An 18493-nucleotide genomic window follows, 5' to 3' on the forward strand; every position below is an offset into this window, starting at 1 on the left:
AAACTAAGTAGCATAAAACTGCATTGATGATATTGCAAATAATAACAATTATCATTAACATTACAACCAGCAACAGTTGATTCGATAATGGTTGCAGCAACATCATTTTTTCTATTAAGGAACTTTTAGGTCATGAAGCCCATGGATATGAATAACGGTAATGGTAAGGCAGTCAGAAATATCAATAAGACTCAACTCGCCACACTGATTGGCATCCTCTGCGTTAGTACTAGCGCAAATGTTGTCGCGGAACAGCTCGAAAAAAAAGAGCCACAGAAAAAGCAGGATACTGTGGTTGTGGTAGGTGAGAAATTGGGAGGAACACTGGCCGAAAACACCAGTTCGCTCACCCTATTCACCGATGAAGTGGATGATGGTGAAAGCCGAGATTACTACGATCTGCTCGACCGCGTACCAAACGTACTCAATGCACCGTCGGGCATTCCACACATTCGTGGGGTCGATGGACGTGGCCCTGGCGAAGGTTTTCTGACCTTCATGACAGGCGCAACACCTCGCGTCAATACCACGGTAGACGGCGTGTCTGAATCTTGGTCTGGAGAAGCGTTTGGCAAAGCTGGACTGTGGGATACAGAACAAGTGGAAGTCTATAAAGGGCCGCAATCCACCAACCAAGGCCGCAATAGTATTGCTGGTGCAGTTGTGATCAAAACTAAGGATCCAACGTTCCACCGTGAGGGTAAAGTTCGCGCTGGTTATGAAAATGAAGACAGTAAATATCATCTCGCAGGGGTCGTGTCGGCACCTCTGGTTGAAGATACTTTAGCGTTTCGTCTTGCCGCCGAAGGTACCAAAGGCAATACCCCTATCGATTACTCTCTGCCTAACGGCGATCAGTACCCTTGGGATCCTTCCGAGCTCGAATCCTATAATGTCCGTGGTAAATTATTGTGGAAACCTCAAGGAAATGACAAGCTAACAGCCAAGCTAACGGTTGGTAGCCGTAATGAAGAGGGGCAATACACCAACTTCGTTACCAAGCCGGGCACACTTGAACTGCATAGCAAAAGTGGCACGCGTCGCCAAGAAACTAAAAGCTGGAATATCAACCTAGACGTCAATTATGTGATTAATGATGAACTGACAACGGATATTTTAGTCGCCCATCGTAACTACACCACCAAGTTCAAAGCTTATCCTGATACTAATTGGTATGGTGATGTGGATGAAGATAACTACACCGCAGAAGCAAAGCTTACATATCAATCACTTGATGAAAAGTACAATGCGATTCTAGGCCTAGCCAGCTTCTTCAAAGATCAATACACCGAAACAGACTCATTAAAACGTAAAGATGAAGTTTTAACCAACTCAATCTACTTTGATTCAAGAATTCGTTTGGATAATCGCTGGCAGCTATTATTAGGTGCACGTTATGAAAGAGATGAACTGAAGCGAGATTTCGATCACGCTACCCTACCACTCGATTTTAAAGCCGATGAAGATGACGGCATCCTATTGCCTAAGATTGGTCTATTACTTGATGTCTCAGATCACTCCACCCTCGGTCTTACGGCCCGTAAAGGCTACAATGCCGGTGGATTAGGCTATAACGAGTACAAAGAAGAAGTTTTTGTTTTTGAACAAGAAAAAGTCTGGAGCTACGAGCTAAGTTCTCGTTCAAGCTTCCTGGATGACAAGCTGGATCTGACCGCTAACCTGTTCTACAACGACTACAAAAATTATCAAACTTCGGTCTCTGGTGACAGCGGAAAACGCTTCGATACCTATATCACCAATATACCGAAAGGGAAAACTTACGGTACGGAAGTTGAAGCCTCTTACTGGTTTGATTCTGGGCTCGACCTGTTTGCGTTTGTCGGTCTTCTTAAAACGGACATCAGCGAAGGACCAACCGGTACCTCTACCAATCTCTCAGGCAATGAGTTCAGTTATGCTCCTAAACTGTCTGCAGGTGCGGGCTTTACTCAACACTTAGATTCTGGTCTATTTTTTGGTGCTCGTGTTAACCACGTTTCCGATTACTATACCGATTTAGCCAACACAGAGAGTAAAACGGCTGGCGATTACACCGTGTTGAATCTGAATGCAGGTTACACTCTCAACGATTTGACTATTCGCGCTTACGTGAAAAACGTCACTGATGAAGAGTACGTGATTCGCCAGAAAAGTGATCTCTACGAAGTCGGCGGGCCACGCACCTTTGGCATAGTCGCTGATTACCAGTTCTAGTTAATAACTCTGACTCACTCTCCTAGACATCAACACTTTGTTTTTGACTGGGGGAGTGATTTTTCACTCAATCTGAGATAAACGTCACCACGCAGGCGACGCATCGAACAAGTTCACTCACTCGATAGGTAAAATAAGCATGCTCATCATTCCAAACTGGCCATCTTTCATCCAATACCACCAGCTTGAAGTGAAGTATCTGCCTGAATACAAAAATAAACTTGAAGAGCAAGGGATCTCCCTGCCCTCTTCTTTAAACCAAGCCGTGCTAAAACGCCATTGTGAATTTTTAGCTGGCAGGATGTGTGCAAAACACTGCCTAACCAAACTGGATCAATCACAGTCGCTAACGTTAGAGATTGGCAAGGGGAATCAAGCGGTTTGGCCGCAAAATATCGTAGGCTCAATATCCCATTGCCATGGCTACGCTATCGCAGCCGCCACTCACCAGACTCAAGCGTGTGCCGCTCTTGGTATTGATATTGAACAACTCATACGAGATGAATGGCTCAGTGATATTCGCCAGCAAGTAATGACACCCGCAGAGCACATTTTTGCTCATCACTTTGCCCAATTAGCGAGCTTTATTACGCTGATTTTTTCCGCGAAGGAATCGATTTATAAAGCCATTTATCCATGGGTTGAACAGGTTCTTGATTTTCACGTGGTAGAACTGATCCATGTTGACAAACACGCCAAACGACTCATTTTTCAGATTCACACTGATCTTCATCCTTTTTTAAACCCGTCATGCACAATCAGCGTTGGTTACCATTGGCCTGACAGTGAGTATGTACTGACTTGGTGTTATTTAAGTCAAGCCCATTTTTCGACACATAAAAAATAGCCGGCTGACACTGCTTTATAACGCTCCATATCAACCTAATACTGGCGTAGCAGCGTACAAAATTCCGTCAAAGGTATAAAACCTTATCTTTCCTTGGTTGTTATTCGCTTAGCAAAGCACGATAATCACCAGATCGGAACTTAAGACTTATATAACTATGACCGAATATTTTTTGTTATTAATCGGCACTGTACTGGTCAATAACTTTGTACTGGTAAAGTTTCTAGGGCTATGTCCTTTCATGGGCGTATCAAAAAAACTAGAAACCGCAATAGGGATGGGGTTAGCGACGACTTTCGTGCTAACTCTAGCGTCAGTGTGTGCGTATTTAGTAGAAAGCTATGTTCTTAAACCATTAGGTATTGAGTACTTACGCACCATGAGCTTTATTTTAGTGATCGCCGTGGTGGTGCAATTCACCGAAATGGTGGTACACAAAACCAGCCCAACGTTATATCGCCTGCTCGGGATTTTCCTTCCTCTTATCACCACCAACTGTGCGGTACTTGGGGTTGCGCTTCTCAACATCAACGAAAATCATAACTTCATTCAATCCATTATTTATGGTTTTGGTGCCGCGGTTGGATTCTCATTGGTATTGATTCTGTTTGCTTCCATGCGCGAACGCATCGGCGTAGCCGACGTACCAACGCCCTTCAAAGGCGCATCAATTGCTATGATAACCGCAGGTCTTATGTCACTCGCCTTCATGGGTTTTACAGGATTGGTGAAGTTGTAATATGAGCACAATACTCATCGCTATTCTTGCACTTGTCGCATTGGCCGCTGTGTTTGGCGCTATCTTAGGTTTTGCCTCTATCCGCTTTAAAGTAGAAGCCGATCCTATCGTCGATCAGATTGATGCGATTTTACCGCAGACACAATGCGGTCAATGTGGCTATCCGGGCTGTCGCCCTTATGCACAAGCCATTGCCAATGGCGATAAAATCAATAAATGCCCGCCCGGCGGCCAAGCAACCATTGAAAAATTGGCTGACTTAATGGGCGTTGAAGCTGAAGAGTCTGCGCATGATCTTGATAATAAGGTCAAAACCGTTGCCTTCATTCATGAAGATATGTGCATCGGTTGTACAAAATGCATTCAAGCTTGTCCCGTAGATGCCATTGTTGGTGGAACTAAGGCTCTGCATACCGTGATCAAGTCAGAATGTACTGGCTGTGATCTGTGTGTTGCTCCCTGCCCAACGGACTGTATTGAAATGATCCCGGTAGAAACTACGACCGATACTTGGAAGTGGCAAATGAACGCGATTCCTGTTGTTGATGTTACCGACTCTGCCTCACGTGCGCAGAAAAGCGTGAATTAAGGATTGGTATGTTGTCATTAATAGAACAAATCAAAGCTGGCACTCTCTGGAACTTCCCAGGAGGCATTCACCCGCCAGAAAATAAACAGCAATCAAATCAAACGGCACTGACTCATGCCGGTATACCGCAAGAAATTGTATTGCCACTCAAACAGCATATTGGCCGAGCCGGTGATTTATTGGTCAGCGTTGGCGATAAAGTACTCAAAGGCCAACCACTAACACAATACACCTCAACCTTCATGTTGCCTGTACACGCTTCAACCTCTGGCACCATTACCGCCATTGAACCGCGCACCACGGCGCACCCTTCTGGGTTAAGTGAAATGTGTATTGTCATCACGCCTGATCAACAAGATGAGTGGGCAGTGCGCGCACCACTGGCTGATTATCGACAACACTCCCCAGAGCAATTGATTGAAATCATTCGTCAAGCTGGCATCTCTGGGTTGGGCGGCGCCGGTTTTCCTACTGCAAAAAAAATGCAATCAGGCCTCGCTCGCACTGATATTTTGATCATCAACGCCGCCGAATGTGAACCTTACATCACGGCCGATGATGTACTCATGCAGCACCATGCCGCAGAGATCATCGATGGGATCAGTATTGTAGAGCACATTCTTAAGCCCAAATTAACCATCATCGGTATTGAAGATAACAAACCTGAAGCAATTCAAGCGTTAGAAGCCGCCGCAATACATAAAGACATCGTGATCCGCGTGATCCCAACCAAATACCCTTCAGGTGGTGAAAAGCAGTTAATTAAATTGCTGACCAACCAAGAAGTGCCTGCGGGTAAAATTCCAGCCGATATTGGCTTGATGGTACAAAATGTTGGCTCTATCTACGCGATTAAACGCGCCGTCATGGATGGCGAACCCCTGATTAACCGCGTAGTCACCTTAACGGGCAATACGTTTAAACAGCCCCGGAATGTCTGGGTTTTATTAGGCACACCCGTACAATATTTACTCGAACAATTTGGCTATAAGGCAGATAAAAAATTACCGCGTCTTATCATGGGCGGCCCGATGATGGGGTTCACCCTGCCTCATTCGCAAGTTCCGATCACCAAAACCACCAACTGCATTCTGGCACCCACTCGTAAAGAGATTGCCTCTTCACAACATGAAATGGCCTGCATTCGCTGTGGTCAGTGCGCGGAAGCCTGCCCGGCCTCCTTATTGCCTCAGCAACTGTTCTGGCACGCGAAAGCGGAAGAATATGATAAGTGTGAAGAACTGAACCTCAAAGATTGCATTGAGTGCGGGGCTTGTGCTTATGTTTGCCCCAGTGAAATTCCATTAGTGCAATACTATCGTCAAGCCAAGGCCGAGATAAAAACTCGCCAGCAAGAATCAGAAGCCGCTGAACGCGCCAGAGTGCGTTTCGAAGAGAAAAAAGCACGTTTAGAACGCGATAAAGCCGATCGCGAGAATCGTTTCAAAAAAGCAGCCGATGAACGTCGTCAAGAGATGAAACACACAGGCGGCGACGATGCGATTGCAGCGGCCATTGCTCGCGTTCAAGCGCAAAAAGCACAAACAGAAAACAACCCAAGCACCGTAAAACCCGCCGTTGCTGCGGCTATTGCTCGCGCTAAAGCCAAGCAAGCCGAAGCACTGCAAGCAGGTCAAGTCGAGCCAGATAACGCTGAAATGGTTAAATTGCGCGAAGAGCGCAAACGTCAAGCTCGCGAGAAAAAAGCGCAGCAAACCAGTGCTGATGCGCCACCAGCAGAAACTGGTGATGATAAAAAAGCGGCAGTCGCTGCTGCCATTGCCCGCGCGAAAGCACGCAAAGCCGAGCAGCAAACGGCGCCAAGTGAACCTCAGCCAACGCTTGAACCTGCACCTGCTCAACCTGAGGATGCCAAAAAAGCGGCAGTCGCTGCCGCCATTGCTCGCGCCAAAGCGCGCAAGGCAGAGCAGCAAACGGCGCCAAGTGAGCCTCAGCCAACGCTTGAACCTGCACCAACTCAACCTGAGGATGCCAAAAAAGCGGCAGTCGCTGCCGCCATTGCTCGCGCAAAAGCGCGCAAGGCAGAGCAGCAAACGGCTCCGAGTGAGCCCCAGCCAACGCTTGAACCTGCGCCTACTCAATCTGAGGATGCCAAAAAAGCGGCAGTTGCTGCCGCCATTGCCCGCGCCAAAGCACGCAAGGCAGAGCAGCAAACGGCACAAGCGAAAAACAATCATAATTCTGAGGAGAATAATTAGTGGCCTTTTTTATTGCCAGCTCCCCCCATGCACACAGCAAGCGCAGCACATCAGAGCTGATGAAGTGGGTCGCCTTGTGCGCCTTACCGGGGCTTATCGCGCAGAGCTACTTCTTTGGTTGGGGTACTCTCATTCAACTGATGCTCGCTATCATCATCGCTTTGGCTTTTGAATCTGCCGTTATGCTACTGCGTAAGCGCTCACCACTGTTGGCAATCAAAGATTACAGCGCCGTGGTCACGGCTTGGCTTCTGGCCATTGCCATTCCTCCGATGTCCCCTTGGTGGGTTATCTTTATTGGCCTTATTTTTGCCATAATTATTGCAAAACACTTATACGGCGGACTAGGACAAAACCCATTCAACCCCGCCATGATTGCTTATGTGGTTTTGCTTATCTCTTTCCCTGTGCAGATGACCAGTTGGATTGCTCCAACGGAATTAGCCCCGGATCCCAGCTCGTTTAGTGATGCATTTTCACTTATTTTCAGTGGCTTCAACGTAGAAGGTTTATCACTACAACAAATCCGAACGGGTATCGATGGTGTCACTATGGCCACCCCATTGGACGCCGTAAAAACCGGATTACATAATGGTGAGACTCTGCATGAAGCGATGAGCCAGCCTCAATTTAGTGGGTTAGCTGGGCTTGGCTGGGAATGGGTTAACCTTGCCTATTTAGCTGGCGGCTTATTATTGATCAAACTACGTGTGATCAACTGGCATATCCCGATTGCGGTGCTGTGTGGTTTAGTAATGGCAAGTGCTTTCACTGCGCTTATTGAACCGGGAGCAACCGCCTCACCCTTGTTTCATTTGCTCTCGGGCGCGACTATGCTCGGCGCTTTTTTCATCGCAACCGATCCAGTCACCGCTTCCACAACCGTCAAAGGTCGCTTAATTTACGGCGCATTTATTGGCGTGATGATTTTCATTATCCGCAGTTGGGGAGGCTTCCCTGACGGGGTAGCCTTCGCTGTATTACTTGCCAACATGTGTGTCCCACTGATTGATTACTACACTAAACCTCGAACCTACGGGCATTAAGGAGCGCTATGTTAACCGCCATTCGCAATAACGGTTTGATTCTCGCTATCTTTGCCTGTGCTTCAACAGGTGTTGTAGCGTTAACTCAATACCTAACAAAAGATCAAATAACCAAGCAAGAGCAGATTCAACTGCAATCGATTTTAAACCAAGTGATCCCGCACAGTTTGCACGACAACGAACTGTACAAATCCTGTACACTGGTGACTGATCCTGCACTTGGTACAGACCAACCTATGCACGCTTATATTGCCACACAAAACGGTGAACCGAGTGGACTGGCTATTGAAGCCATCGCACCTGATGGCTATAACGGCGCGATCAAGGTAATTATTGGCATCAAGCATGATGGCACCATCACAGGGACTCGCGTTCTGTCTCATCAAGAAACACCGGGGTTAGGTGACAAAATAGATTTACGCGTCACTGATTGGATATTGAGCTTTACTGGCAAGCAAGTCACTGAGCAAAATATCGAGACTTGGAAAGTGCGCAAAGATGGGGGACAATTTGATCAGTTTACTGGAGCGACGATTACGCCGCGAGCCGTCGTCAAAGCGGTGAAAAATACCGCTCAGTTTGTGAATCAACATCGAGAAGCACTATTAGCACAACCTTTTGACTGTAAAGGAGCCAGCAATGAGTGATCATAAGACACTGATTAAAAACGGGATGTGGAGCAACAACCCTGCGCTCGTTCAACAACTTGGACTGTGCCCTTTACTAGCGGTTTCTTCCACTGTCACTAATGCGCTAGGTTTAGGCGTTGCGACATTGCTGGTTCTCGTCTGTTCAAATGTCACCATCTCATTAGTACGAGATTATGTCCCCAAAGAAGTCCGTATTCCTGTGTTTGTGATGATCATCGCCGCACTAGTAACTTGCGTACAACTGTTAATGAATGCCTACGCTTACGGCCTGTACCTATCGCTAGGGATCTTCATTCCTCTGATTGTGACCAACTGTATCATCATCGGTCGCGCCGAAGCATTTGCCTCAAAAAATGCAGTGTTGCCTTCAGCACAAGATGGATTTTGGATGGGCATGGGAATGACCACTATTCTGGTCATTTTGGGCGCACTGCGTGAAGTAATTGGCAATGGCACACTGTTTGATGGTGCTGATTTATTACTGGGTCATTGGGCAACCATTTTACGCATTGAGGTCTTCCATTTTGACAACAGCTTCTTGCTTGCGCTCTTACCGCCTGGAGCGTTTATTGGTGTTGGCTTTTTGATTGCAGCTAAAAATATCATCGATAAAAATCTGGCTGCTCGCCAACCTAAAGAGCAAAAGCCCGTCATAGAACGAGCACGCGTCACCAACGCTTAGCGAAATCATAAGGAAGTTTTCCAAACGATGAATAATGTCAAACGAGTCGAGATCCTCGAGCGCTTACGGGCCAATAACCCGAAGCCAGAAACCGAGCTGAAATGGAGCACACCGTTTGAGTTACTGATCTCAGTACTGCTTTCCGCTCAAGCGACTGACGTCAGCGTTAATAAGGCCACTGACAAACTTTACCCTATTGCTAATACGCCACAAGCCATCTTTGAGCTTGGCGTTGATGGGCTAAAGCAATACATCAAAACCATTGGTTTATTCAATTCCAAAGCAGAAAACGTTATCAAAACTTGCCGCATCTTATTGGATCAATACGCAGGAGAAGTGCCAGAAAGCCGTGAAGCATTAGAATCGCTGCCCGGCGTTGGCAGAAAAACGGCCAATGTGGTATTGAACACCGCTTTCGGGTGGCCAACCATCGCCGTTGACACGCATATTTTCCGTGTTTCAAATAGAACCAAGTTTGCGGTGGGTAAAAACGTTGATGAAGTGGAACAAAAACTGCTCAAAGTCGTCCCTAAAGAATTCAAAGTTGATGTTCATCACTGGTTGATCTTACATGGTCGCTACACCTGTGTCGCAAGAAAGCCGCGTTGTGGCAGTTGTATCATTGAAGATCTTTGCGAATTCTCTGATAAAACTGACCTATAAAATTTAACCAGATCCCCAAAAGACTCAACTCTGCAAGTAGGCAGTAAGTAAACGAATTCCTTTGAACATAGATAAACTCTGTGATTGGAGTGGGTGAACGTAAGCCAACATCATCGCCACAGTGGTCGGGTGGAGATAGATATTTCATCAGAAAGTTAGGAGCTCAACATGTCAAATAGTCGTATTTTGCACACCATGCTACGCGTAGGCGATTTAGAAAAATCGATCGCGTTTTACACCAAGGTCATGGGTATGCAACTGCTTCGTACTAATGAAAATACAGAATACAAATACACATTGGCATTTCTGGGTTATGGCGATGAATCTCAGGGGGCGGTGATCGAACTGACCTATAACTGGGGCACCACAAGCTATGACCTAGGTAATGCTTTTGGCCACATCGCCATTGGTGTTGAAGATGTGTATACCACCTGTGACGCGATTAAAGCGGCTGGAGGTAATGTGACCCGTGAAGCAGGCCCAGTAAAAGGCGGTACCACGCATATCGCTTTTGTGAAAGATCCTGATGGTTACATGATTGAACTTATCCAAAACAAACAAGCATCAGCAGGTTTAGAAGGATAAGCCTCTTTGCGGCATCGGCTAGTTATATAAACTAGATGCGTAAGGTTTCCCGGATAACATCACAAAAAGCAGCCTTTGAAATGGGCTGCTTTTTTACTCTAACGTTATTAGATAATTGTTCGACCCAGTGAAATAACCACGCGACGGTTTTTATCTTTGCCAATGGGTGATGCGTTGTCGGCAATCGGCCTACGTTTACCATAGCCTTGCACTTGAATGCGATCCTCAGGTAACCCCAGTGATTTAAAGTAATCTCTTAATACCTCAGCCCTACGCTCAGAAAGATCCTGGCTCACTCCTCGACTATCAACAGAGTCGGTATAGGTAGAAACCAACACCAAATCAATATCTTGGTTATAGCGAATATAGTCGGCAATTTGCGCAAGTCGTTTTTGCGAAGCTTTATTGAGTTGCACATTATCGCGGTCGTAATGCAGAATCGTAAATGAGATATCTTCAAAACTGTACGTCAGCAAATTACTCACACAATCGCTAAACACGTTGTACTTCTCTTGAAAAAGAACCGACGAGAGAGCGACTTCAATGCGCTGATCTCGGCTTTGCCAATCTTGGTAGCTAAAGGTTGGATAGCGTCCTTTTTCCAATTCACTGAGTAGGCTCCAAGCGGTTTGACCACCGATGTAACCATCGAACTGTTTGAAGAATTGCAAATTGGTAATACGGTCTGCACTCTCACCCGGACGCCAACTCGGTGGTAATGACACTAAACTTACATTGCGAGTTTCGCCCATTGGACGACGCATTTTGAGTTCGAAATCGAGGTTAATCTTCTTATTCGCACGTGAAGAGAATTCAGCGTCACCGTAATTGGGGATCGGATGGACCAAACGGCACTCTAAAGGGGTATTCGTCACCATCTGCCACGTAGACTGCTGTGGTGTTGCCACATAACGCTTATCCATCGCCATAGGGGCAAAGGATGTCAGTATGCTGGTCATCACAATAGTGGCAGTAACCCATTTATTCATAACGATTTTATTCTCCGAGCGATACTACAACGATGGCGGAAAATTGCCGCTTCGCTTTCTATTGACTAAGTTAATGCAAAAATCTAGCCACATCACCGCACTATCCAACGCATAGTGAAACCTGCATTTATTAACGTGTTTGGTTTTTATCGTAGAAAGAATCTGTAATAATGCCAGCCCTGTCACACAACCAAGAGCTAGCATGACTGAAGTAAATGAAGCATTGACACTGAAAAAGCGTTTCCGCGGTTATTTTCCCGTCGTCATCGACGTCGAAACAGCCGGTTTCAATGCAAAGACCGATGCACTATTAGAAATCTGCGCGATTACGTTGCGTATGGATGAACAAGGTGATCTGCACCCAGCATCGACGATTCACTTTCATGTTGAGCCTTTTGAAGGTGCCAACCTTGAAAAAGAGGCGCTTGAGTTTAATGGCATTCGTGACCCATTTAGCCCATTACGCGGTGCCGTCAGCGAAGCCGAAGCACTCAGAGAAATTTATAAGCTAGTCCGAAAAGAGCAACGCGACAATGACTGTAGCCGCGCGATCATGGTGGCGCACAATGCTACCTTTGACTTAAATTTCGTGATGGCAGCCAGTGAACGCTGCAAGCTAAAACGAGTCCCTTTCCACCCTTTTGCGACTTTTGATACCGCTGCGCTAAGTGGTTTAGCCTATGGGCAAACCGTTTTGGCCAAAGCGTGCAAATCCGCTGGGATGGAATTTGACAATAGAGAAGCGCATTCAGCGCTATACGATACGCAAAAAACAGCCGAACTTTTTTGCGGTATCGTCAACAAATGGAAGGCCCTTGGCGGATGGCCACTTGTTGAACCTTCAGAAAACAATAACAAGTAAACACAACTAACCGAGAAATATATGAATCCTGTAGTAATTTCTGTATGCATCATGCTGCTTCTTGCGCTGATGCGGGTCAATGTCGTCGTCGCACTGACATTTAGTGCGATCGTCGGTGGTTTAGTTGCAGGGATGAGTTTAAATGACGCTGTTTCTGCATTTGAAAGTGGCTTAGGCGGCGGTGCAACCATCGCACTAAGTTATGCGATGCTAGGCACCTTTGCCGTCGCGATTTCTAAATCTGGTATTACTGACTTACTGGCGCAAAACGTGATTAAGCGTATCCATGGCAAAGAGCATGGTGCGGCCACCACAGGTTTGAAGTATGCAGTTCTGGTCGCGCTGGTTCTAGTTACCATGTCATCGCAAAATATCATTCCTGTCCATATCGCCTTTATTCCGATTTTAATTCCACCGCTATTGGGCGTCTTTGCCAAGCTGAAGCTTGACCGCAGGCTGATTGCTTGCGTGCTCACTTTTGGCCTTATCACGCCCTATATGGTCTTGCCTGTCGGCTTTGGTGGGATTTTCCTCAATAACATCTTACTCAAGAATTTACGCGATAATGGCCTTGAAAACGTAACGGCAAGCCAAGTGCCAATAGCAATGCTGCTACCCGCCGCTGGGATGATTTTTGGCTTACTGGTCGCCATTTTCTTTACCTATCGTAAACCTCGCCAGTATCAAGAGACGGAACATACTGTCATTAATACCGAACCAAAAGCGATCAACAAAAAGCATATTTTGATTGCCGCACTCGGTATTATCACGGCACTTGCCGTGCAACTGTCCACAGGTTCAATGATCATCGGCGCACTGGCTGGTTTTATGGTCTTCACTTTTGGTGGGGTGATTGCGTGGAAAGAGACGCACGATGTGTTCACCAAAGGTGTACATATGATGGCCATGATTGGCTTTATTATGATTTCAGCGGCCGGATTTGCCGCCGTGATGAAAGCCACCGGTGGCGTTGAGTCGCTCGTCGAAGCCTTATCAGTAAGCATTGGTGACAATAAAGCTTTATCCGCTTTATTAATGCTGATCGTCGGTTTGTTGGTCACTATGGGCATTGGTTCATCCTTCTCAACGATTCCAATCATCGCAACCATTTACGTGCCCCTTGCCCTCGCCTTTGGCTTTTCGCCTATGGCGACCATTGCGCTAGTGGGTACCGCTGCTGCGTTGGGCGATGCAGGCTCTCCAGCGTCAGATTCCACCTTAGGGCCAACGTCAGGCCTAAATGCGGATGGCCAACACGAACATATTTGGGAAACGGTGGTTCCAACCTTCATCCATTATAATATTCCACTGATTGTGTTTGGCTGGATTGCGGCAATGATCCTTTAGTCAAACCCTGTTAACGAGCACAAAAAAGGCTTCCTAGATGGAAGCCTTTTTCTTTGCAGCCTATTTGGAGAGATGCGCTCGATTACGCGCCTTCGTTATGAATCTCCAGGTTGGCGAGATCTTGCTGGATTTCTCGAACCGTTTTTGCATCGTCGCTGCGCATCGATTCAAGAAAATCAAGATACTGCTGATCAATATCGCCCGTGACATATTCGCCGTTAAATACCGACGCTTCAAATTTTGCAATATCGCGGTTACCCATACCGACGGCATCCACTAAATCTTCCAGATTTTGGAAAATCAGAGCATCGGCACCAATTCGCTGCGCAATTTCATCGGCATCTCGACCATGAGCAATCAACTCGTTAGCACTTGGCATATCAATGCCATAGACGTTAGGGAAACGGATCTCAGGCGCGGCTGACACCATGTACACCTTGTTTGCACCAGAATCACGAGCCATCTCAATAATTTGCTCTGACGTAGTTCCACGCACTATCGAGTCATCCACTAGCAACACGTTTTTGCCCTTAAATTCAGAACGAATCGCATTGAGTTTACGTCGCACTGACTTTTTACGCTGTTGCTGGCCCGGCATAATAAATGTGCGGCCAACGTAGCGGTTTTTGACAAAACCCTGGCGATATGGAATATCAATCGCTTGTGCAATTTGCAATGCGATATCACACGAAGTCTCAGGAATGGGGATCACGACATCAATATCTAAGTCAGCAAATTCGTTCTTGATGCGCTCACCCAACTTTTTACCCATTTCTACGCGCGCGCTGTAAACCGAAATTTTGTCGATAAACGAATCTGGGCGGGCGAAGTAGACAAATTCAAAAATGCATGGGTTAAGTGTTGGATTATCGGCACATTGTTTAGTAAATAGCTGGCCATCAAAGGTCGCATACACCGCTTCCCCGGGGGCAAGGTCACGCACAAAATCAAAGCCGACAGCATCTAGCGCCACCGACTCCGAAGCGGCCATATATTCAGTACGGCCATCGACTTCACGTTTACCTAAACAGATAGGACGAATACCATGCGGGTCACGAAACGCGATCATCCCATGCCCAATGATCATCGCGACAACAGCATAAGCACCGCGAATGGTGCGATGTACATTAGCGACAGCGCGAAACACATCTTCTGCGGTTACATTGCCTCTGACTGTATCAATTTCATGCGCCAAGACGTTAAGCAGCACTTCGGAATCTGAAGTGGTATTGATATGGCGACGATCTTTTTCAAACAACTTCTGGCGTACTTCGTTGGCATTGGTGAGGTTGCCGTTATGAGCAAGCGTGATACCGAACGGGGAGTTAACGTAGAAAGGTTGAGCTTCTGAGGCACTCGAACTACCCGCAGTAGGATAACGCACATGTCCAATACCCACCGTTCCTTGAAGACGCTGCATGTGTTTTGCTTCAAAGACATCTTTCACTAAACCGTTCGCCTTACGCAGACGGAAACGATTGCTTTCTATGGTACAAATACCAGCGGCATCTTGGCCACGATGCTGCAATACCGTTAACGCGTCATAAATTGACTGGTTTACCAGCGTTGTACCCACGATTCCAACAATACCACACATGTCCTGATCCTCGATTTGCGACAGTAACTGGCGCTAAATCGCGCCAGAGAGAAAACTTGATGTTGCTTGTAAGTGTTCAAAGAACGGCGCAATGATACGGCTAAATTCCGGTACCAATTGCGAGCTCTTCCACCACTCTGAATTTGGAAATGCGGTAAACGCATCCATAAAAAACAAGGCAGCTGAAACAATCAACACACCACGCAATGCTCCAAAAACAATGCCCAGTACCCGATCAGTTCCAGATAGGCCCGTTTTTTGTACCAATTGAGCAATCACATAGTTAATGATCGCTCCGACAATGAGTGTTGCAACAAACAGTGCTGCGATGGCCGCGCCATTACGAAACATGTCATCTTTGATATTTGAAAAATACACCGCAAGTTTTGCGTAGTATTGGCTGGCAATAAAAAATGCACCGAACCATATCACTAATGACAACGCTTCTTTAGCAAAGCCACGGACTAAACTGATCAATGCCGATAGGCCGATCACACTTAAAATGACAATATCTAACCAATTCATGAGTTCTACATCTTAAGTTGGCGCGCATTTTAACAGAAAAAAACACGACGCAAACGTTTTCTTATGGGTTTAGTGGTTTAAATTTGAGCAATTGACCTTTTGCACCGGTAATTTTTTCCAGTTCTAAGAGTTGACGCTCAAGCTTGGTTTTGGAAACATCTGGGCCAATAATGATCCGAGTGAAGCCATTTTCTTGCTTAGTATGAGCTTGATAACCCCGTTTTTGCAGATCTTTAACCACGGTTTTTGCATTTTCGGCATTCTTTAATGCCATCAACTGAATGAGCCAAGCACTATCTTGGTAATCATTTCTTTCCGCCGTTTCTTTCACTTTCACAGTGAGTGGCTTGCTCTGCGTTGCTGCGTCGCTCTGGTTAGTTTGTGCGATCACTTCCACAGGCGAATCGGGCAACGCGACTTGATCTTCAACGGGGTCGAGAATTTCAAACTTCTCTACGTCGCTGTCTAATTCGGGCTTAATTGGGATGCTGGCGATATCTTCTTTGTAGTGGGTCTTTTTGCCATCCAATACATCAGGTAACACTATCACCCCTATCGCCACCAATATAATTGTTCCTACCAAGCGGCTCTGAAACTTACTTGCCATTTATACTCCTTTGTTCTGCCAGTGCTCTAATACTTCACCCACAGTATGAAACGACCCAACCACGATAATGACATCATTGCTATCGGCTTGTGTCATCGCGGCTTCAAAAGCGCTGACTGGGCTAGCAAACGGTTTAACGCCAGGCTCAAGGTACTGACACAGTTCATTCGCTTGCGCGGCTCTAGGGCCACTTAATGAAGCAGGATACCAAACGTTAGCGATTGATTTCAGTTGATGAAGCGTGGCCTTCACATCTTTATCATGCAGCATGCCAATCACCACATGGACCTTTTTGTGTGCGTAACGCTGTTTGAGCTGCGCCACCAAATATTCGGCCGAATGGGGATTATGTGCAACATCAAGAATGATTTCTGGGCTATCACTGATTTTTTGCATCCGCCCAGCAAGTGTTGCGTTGCTAAGCCCATTGACGATATTGACATCACTCACAGCCAAACCGGAGCAGCCGAGTGCCATTAATGCCGTAGCCGCATTAGGCAAGGGCAAGCGAGGGAGCGGTAAATCAGATAACTCAAATGGACCACTTCGCCAATTCCACGTTGTTTCAGAGGCAAGTTCATAGGAAAACTGAATACCGACTTGGTACATCTCCGCACCAATATCATCGGCATGCGCTGCAACCGTTGGTGGTGGCTTAGGCTGGCCGCAAATAGCGGGTTTACCTGCGCGATAAATCCCCGCTTTCTCATAGCCAATAACATTGATGTCATCGCCGAGCCAATCCACGTGATCAATCGCCAAGCTGGTGATCACAGAAACATCGTGATCCACGATATTGGTCGCATCAAGTCGGCCACCTAGCCCAACTTCCAATAAAATGACATCCACCGCTTGCGTTTGAAATAAACGCAGCGCCGCCAATGTACCGAACTCAAATAGGCTTAAACTGATGTCACCCCGTTGCGCTTCAACAAAAGCGAAGGCTTGCGTATGCTGTTCATCGCTGAGCTCAAGCGCATTAATACGCACGCGTTCGTTATAACGGATAAGATGAGGTGAGCTATAAACGCCCACGCGATAACCTGCATCCAATAAAATGGCTTCCATTAATGCACAGGTCGAGCCTTTGCCATTCGTTCCAGCCACGGTAATTACGGTAGGTGCAGGTTTAATAAGATTCGCTTTTTGAGCCACAGCTTGAACACGATCCAAGCCAAGGTCGATAGCGGAGGTATGAATATTCGCTAAATAATCAAGCCACATCGCAAGAGAGGATGTGGCTTGTGGGATAAGGTTTTGAGTCATCTAACGTTTATAACCATTAAGCAGTTAGTGTGTTAGTGCCTACTTTACCCTTTTTCGTGCGCTTCTGGTACAGCGTAATCAGGTTCAGTCGGTGAATCGTCAACAGAAACGACCAATGGTGAGCTGTGATTGGTCAATTTAGCGATCAATCCACCTACGCGTTGACGCATTTCACGGCGATCGACAATCATATCAATCGCACCATGCTCAATTAGGAATTCGCTGCGTTGGAAACCTTCAGGTAGATCTTCACGTACCGTTTGTTCGATAACTCGACGACCTGCAAAACCAATCAGTGCTTTAGGTTCACCAATATTGATGTCACCAAGCATCGCTAAACTTGCCGATACGCCACCCATGGTCGGGTCCGTCATCACTGAGATATAAGGTAAGCCTTTGCTTGATAAACGTTCAAGCGCCGCACTGGTTTTTGCCATCTGCATCAATGACATTAACGCTTCTTGCATACGCGCGCCGCCACTGGCAGAAAAGCAGACCAAACCACAGTTGTTTTCTATAGCGGCATCAACAGCTCGTACGAAACGCGCACCAACTACAGACCCCATTGAACCACCCATGAAAGAAAACTCAAAAGCACAAGCAACCAAAGGCATACCCAATAGTTCGCCTTGCATCACCACAAGAGCGTCTTTCTCACCACTGCTTTTTTGAGCGGCTGAAAGGCGTTCTTTATAACGTTTTGAGTCTTTAAACTTGAGTTTATCTTGCGGCTCTAACTCGTCACCAATCTCGACACGATTCTGTTCATCAAGAAAAGTCTCTAAGCGGCGACGTGCTTTCATGCGCATGTGATGATCACATTTAGGACACACTTCCAAGTTACGCTCAAGCTCAGCGTGATATAACACTTGCTCACAAGAAGTACATTTAGTCCAAACCCCTTCAGGGATGGATGCTTTACGCGAAGTTACGATATTGCTTTTTTCTAAAATCTTTTCAAGCCAACTCATGGAAGACCTTTACTCTTAACTCTCTCGCGTGATTGCGAAAGATACAAATTTGGGATTTATGCGTGAGGATTAAAACATATAAAATGCTTAGTGTA

General features: G+C 46.4%; 18 protein-coding genes. 12 read left to right on the forward strand and 6 right to left on the reverse strand.

Features of this window, described 5'->3' with window-relative positions:
- Window positions 1–132 precede the first annotated feature (132 nt).
- From fvtA to gloA, 10 genes are all read left to right on the forward strand, one after another.
- Window positions 133–2214 (forward strand): TonB-dependent siderophore vanchrobactin receptor FvtA, encoded by a 2082-nt coding sequence (gene fvtA, locus AACT21_RS04965; protein ID WP_094131595.1) that lies wholly within the window; start codon window positions 133–135, stop codon window positions 2212–2214.
- A gap of 139 nt (window positions 2215–2353) precedes the next feature.
- The gene (locus tag AACT21_RS04970; protein ID WP_017045634.1) at window positions 2354–3061 is read left to right on the forward strand and encodes a 4'-phosphopantetheinyl transferase family protein; all 708 of its coding nucleotides are present in this window, start codon (window positions 2354–2356) and stop codon (window positions 3059–3061) included.
- Window positions 3062–3218: 157 nt separating this feature from the next.
- Window positions 3219–3800, forward strand: coding sequence for an electron transport complex subunit RsxA (gene rsxA, locus AACT21_RS04975; protein ID WP_010318463.1), 582 nt, complete (start codon window positions 3219–3221; stop codon window positions 3798–3800).
- Between the two features lies 1 nt (window position 3801).
- Window positions 3802–4389 carry an electron transport complex subunit RsxB gene (gene rsxB, locus AACT21_RS04980; protein WP_013857280.1) on the forward strand — a complete coding sequence of 196 codons (588 nt, stop codon included), beginning with the start codon at window positions 3802–3804 and terminating at the stop codon, window positions 4387–4389.
- A gap of 8 nt (window positions 4390–4397) precedes the next feature.
- Entirely contained in the window at window positions 4398–6608 is a 2211-nt protein-coding gene (rsxC, locus tag AACT21_RS04985; RefSeq protein ID WP_094164504.1) for an electron transport complex subunit RsxC, read from the forward strand.
- Window positions 6608–7654, forward strand: a complete 1047-nt coding sequence (gene rsxD, locus AACT21_RS04990) for an electron transport complex subunit RsxD (RefSeq protein ID WP_094164505.1) — start codon at window positions 6608–6610, stop codon at window positions 7652–7654. Before rsxC ends, rsxD begins: the two co-directional genes overlap by 1 nt.
- A gap of 8 nt (window positions 7655–7662) precedes the next feature.
- Window positions 7663–8301, forward strand: coding sequence for an electron transport complex subunit RsxG (gene rsxG / locus AACT21_RS04995; protein WP_013857283.1), 639 nt, complete (start codon window positions 7663–7665; stop codon window positions 8299–8301).
- Window positions 8294–8986 carry an electron transport complex subunit E gene (locus tag AACT21_RS05000; RefSeq protein WP_010318468.1) on the forward strand — a complete coding sequence of 231 codons (693 nt, stop codon included), beginning with the start codon at window positions 8294–8296 and terminating at the stop codon, window positions 8984–8986. The genes rsxG and AACT21_RS05000 overlap by 8 nt, the downstream gene beginning before the upstream one ends.
- A 27-nt stretch (window positions 8987–9013) precedes the next feature.
- Entirely contained in the window at window positions 9014–9649 is a 636-nt protein-coding gene (nth, locus tag AACT21_RS05005; RefSeq protein ID WP_010318469.1) for an endonuclease III, read from the forward strand.
- Between the two features lie 168 nt (window positions 9650–9817).
- A complete protein-coding gene (gloA, locus tag AACT21_RS05010; protein WP_013857285.1) occupies window positions 9818–10234 on the forward strand; it encodes a lactoylglutathione lyase in 417 nt (138 codons plus the stop codon).
- Between the two features lie 107 nt (window positions 10235–10341).
- Here the strand turns inward: gloA and motY are convergent, their stop codons facing one another.
- A complete protein-coding gene (gene motY / locus AACT21_RS05015; protein ID WP_013857286.1) occupies window positions 10342–11223 on the reverse strand; it encodes a flagellar protein MotY in 882 nt (293 codons plus the stop codon).
- A 202-nt stretch (window positions 11224–11425) separates the two neighbouring features.
- On the opposite strand from motY, the gene rnt reads away from it, so the two are divergent.
- Window positions 11426–12085 carry a ribonuclease T gene (gene rnt, locus AACT21_RS05020; protein ID WP_010318472.1) on the forward strand — a complete coding sequence of 220 codons (660 nt, stop codon included), beginning with the start codon at window positions 11426–11428 and terminating at the stop codon, window positions 12083–12085.
- Between the two features lie 21 nt (window positions 12086–12106).
- Window positions 12107–13432 (forward strand): Na+/H+ antiporter family protein, encoded by a 1326-nt coding sequence (locus tag AACT21_RS05025; RefSeq protein ID WP_010318473.1) that lies wholly within the window; start codon window positions 12107–12109, stop codon window positions 13430–13432.
- Window positions 13433–13514: 82 nt separating this feature from the next.
- Here AACT21_RS05025 and purF read toward each other — a convergent pair whose 3' ends face one another.
- The 5 genes from purF to accD form a co-directional block, all read right to left on the reverse strand.
- A complete protein-coding gene (gene purF, locus AACT21_RS05030) occupies window positions 13515–15029 on the reverse strand; it encodes an amidophosphoribosyltransferase (protein ID WP_013857289.1) in 1515 nt (504 codons plus the stop codon).
- A gap of 33 nt (window positions 15030–15062) precedes the next feature.
- The gene (locus AACT21_RS05035; protein WP_013857290.1) at window positions 15063–15554 is read right to left on the reverse strand and encodes a CvpA family protein; all 492 of its coding nucleotides are present in this window, start codon (window positions 15552–15554) and stop codon (window positions 15063–15065) included.
- A 61-nt stretch (window positions 15555–15615) separates the two neighbouring features.
- Window positions 15616–16161, reverse strand: coding sequence for an SPOR domain-containing protein (locus AACT21_RS05040; protein ID WP_013857291.1), 546 nt, complete (start codon window positions 16159–16161; stop codon window positions 15616–15618).
- On the reverse strand, window positions 16162–17427 hold the full coding sequence (gene folC, locus AACT21_RS05045; protein ID WP_094164506.1) for a bifunctional tetrahydrofolate synthase/dihydrofolate synthase: 1266 nt from the start codon (window positions 17425–17427) through the stop codon (window positions 16162–16164). It abuts the gene before it with no gap.
- Window positions 17428–17471: 44 nt separating this feature from the next.
- The gene (gene accD, locus AACT21_RS05050; RefSeq protein ID WP_017043471.1) at window positions 17472–18398 is read right to left on the reverse strand and encodes an acetyl-CoA carboxylase, carboxyltransferase subunit beta; all 927 of its coding nucleotides are present in this window, start codon (window positions 18396–18398) and stop codon (window positions 17472–17474) included.
- Between the last annotated feature and the right edge of the window lie 95 nt (window positions 18399–18493).

Origin of the sequence: Vibrio sp. V08_P9A1T1 (genome assembly GCF_963874405.1) — a bacterium.
Classification (GTDB): domain Bacteria; phylum Pseudomonadota; class Gammaproteobacteria; order Enterobacterales; family Vibrionaceae; genus Vibrio; species Vibrio anguillarum.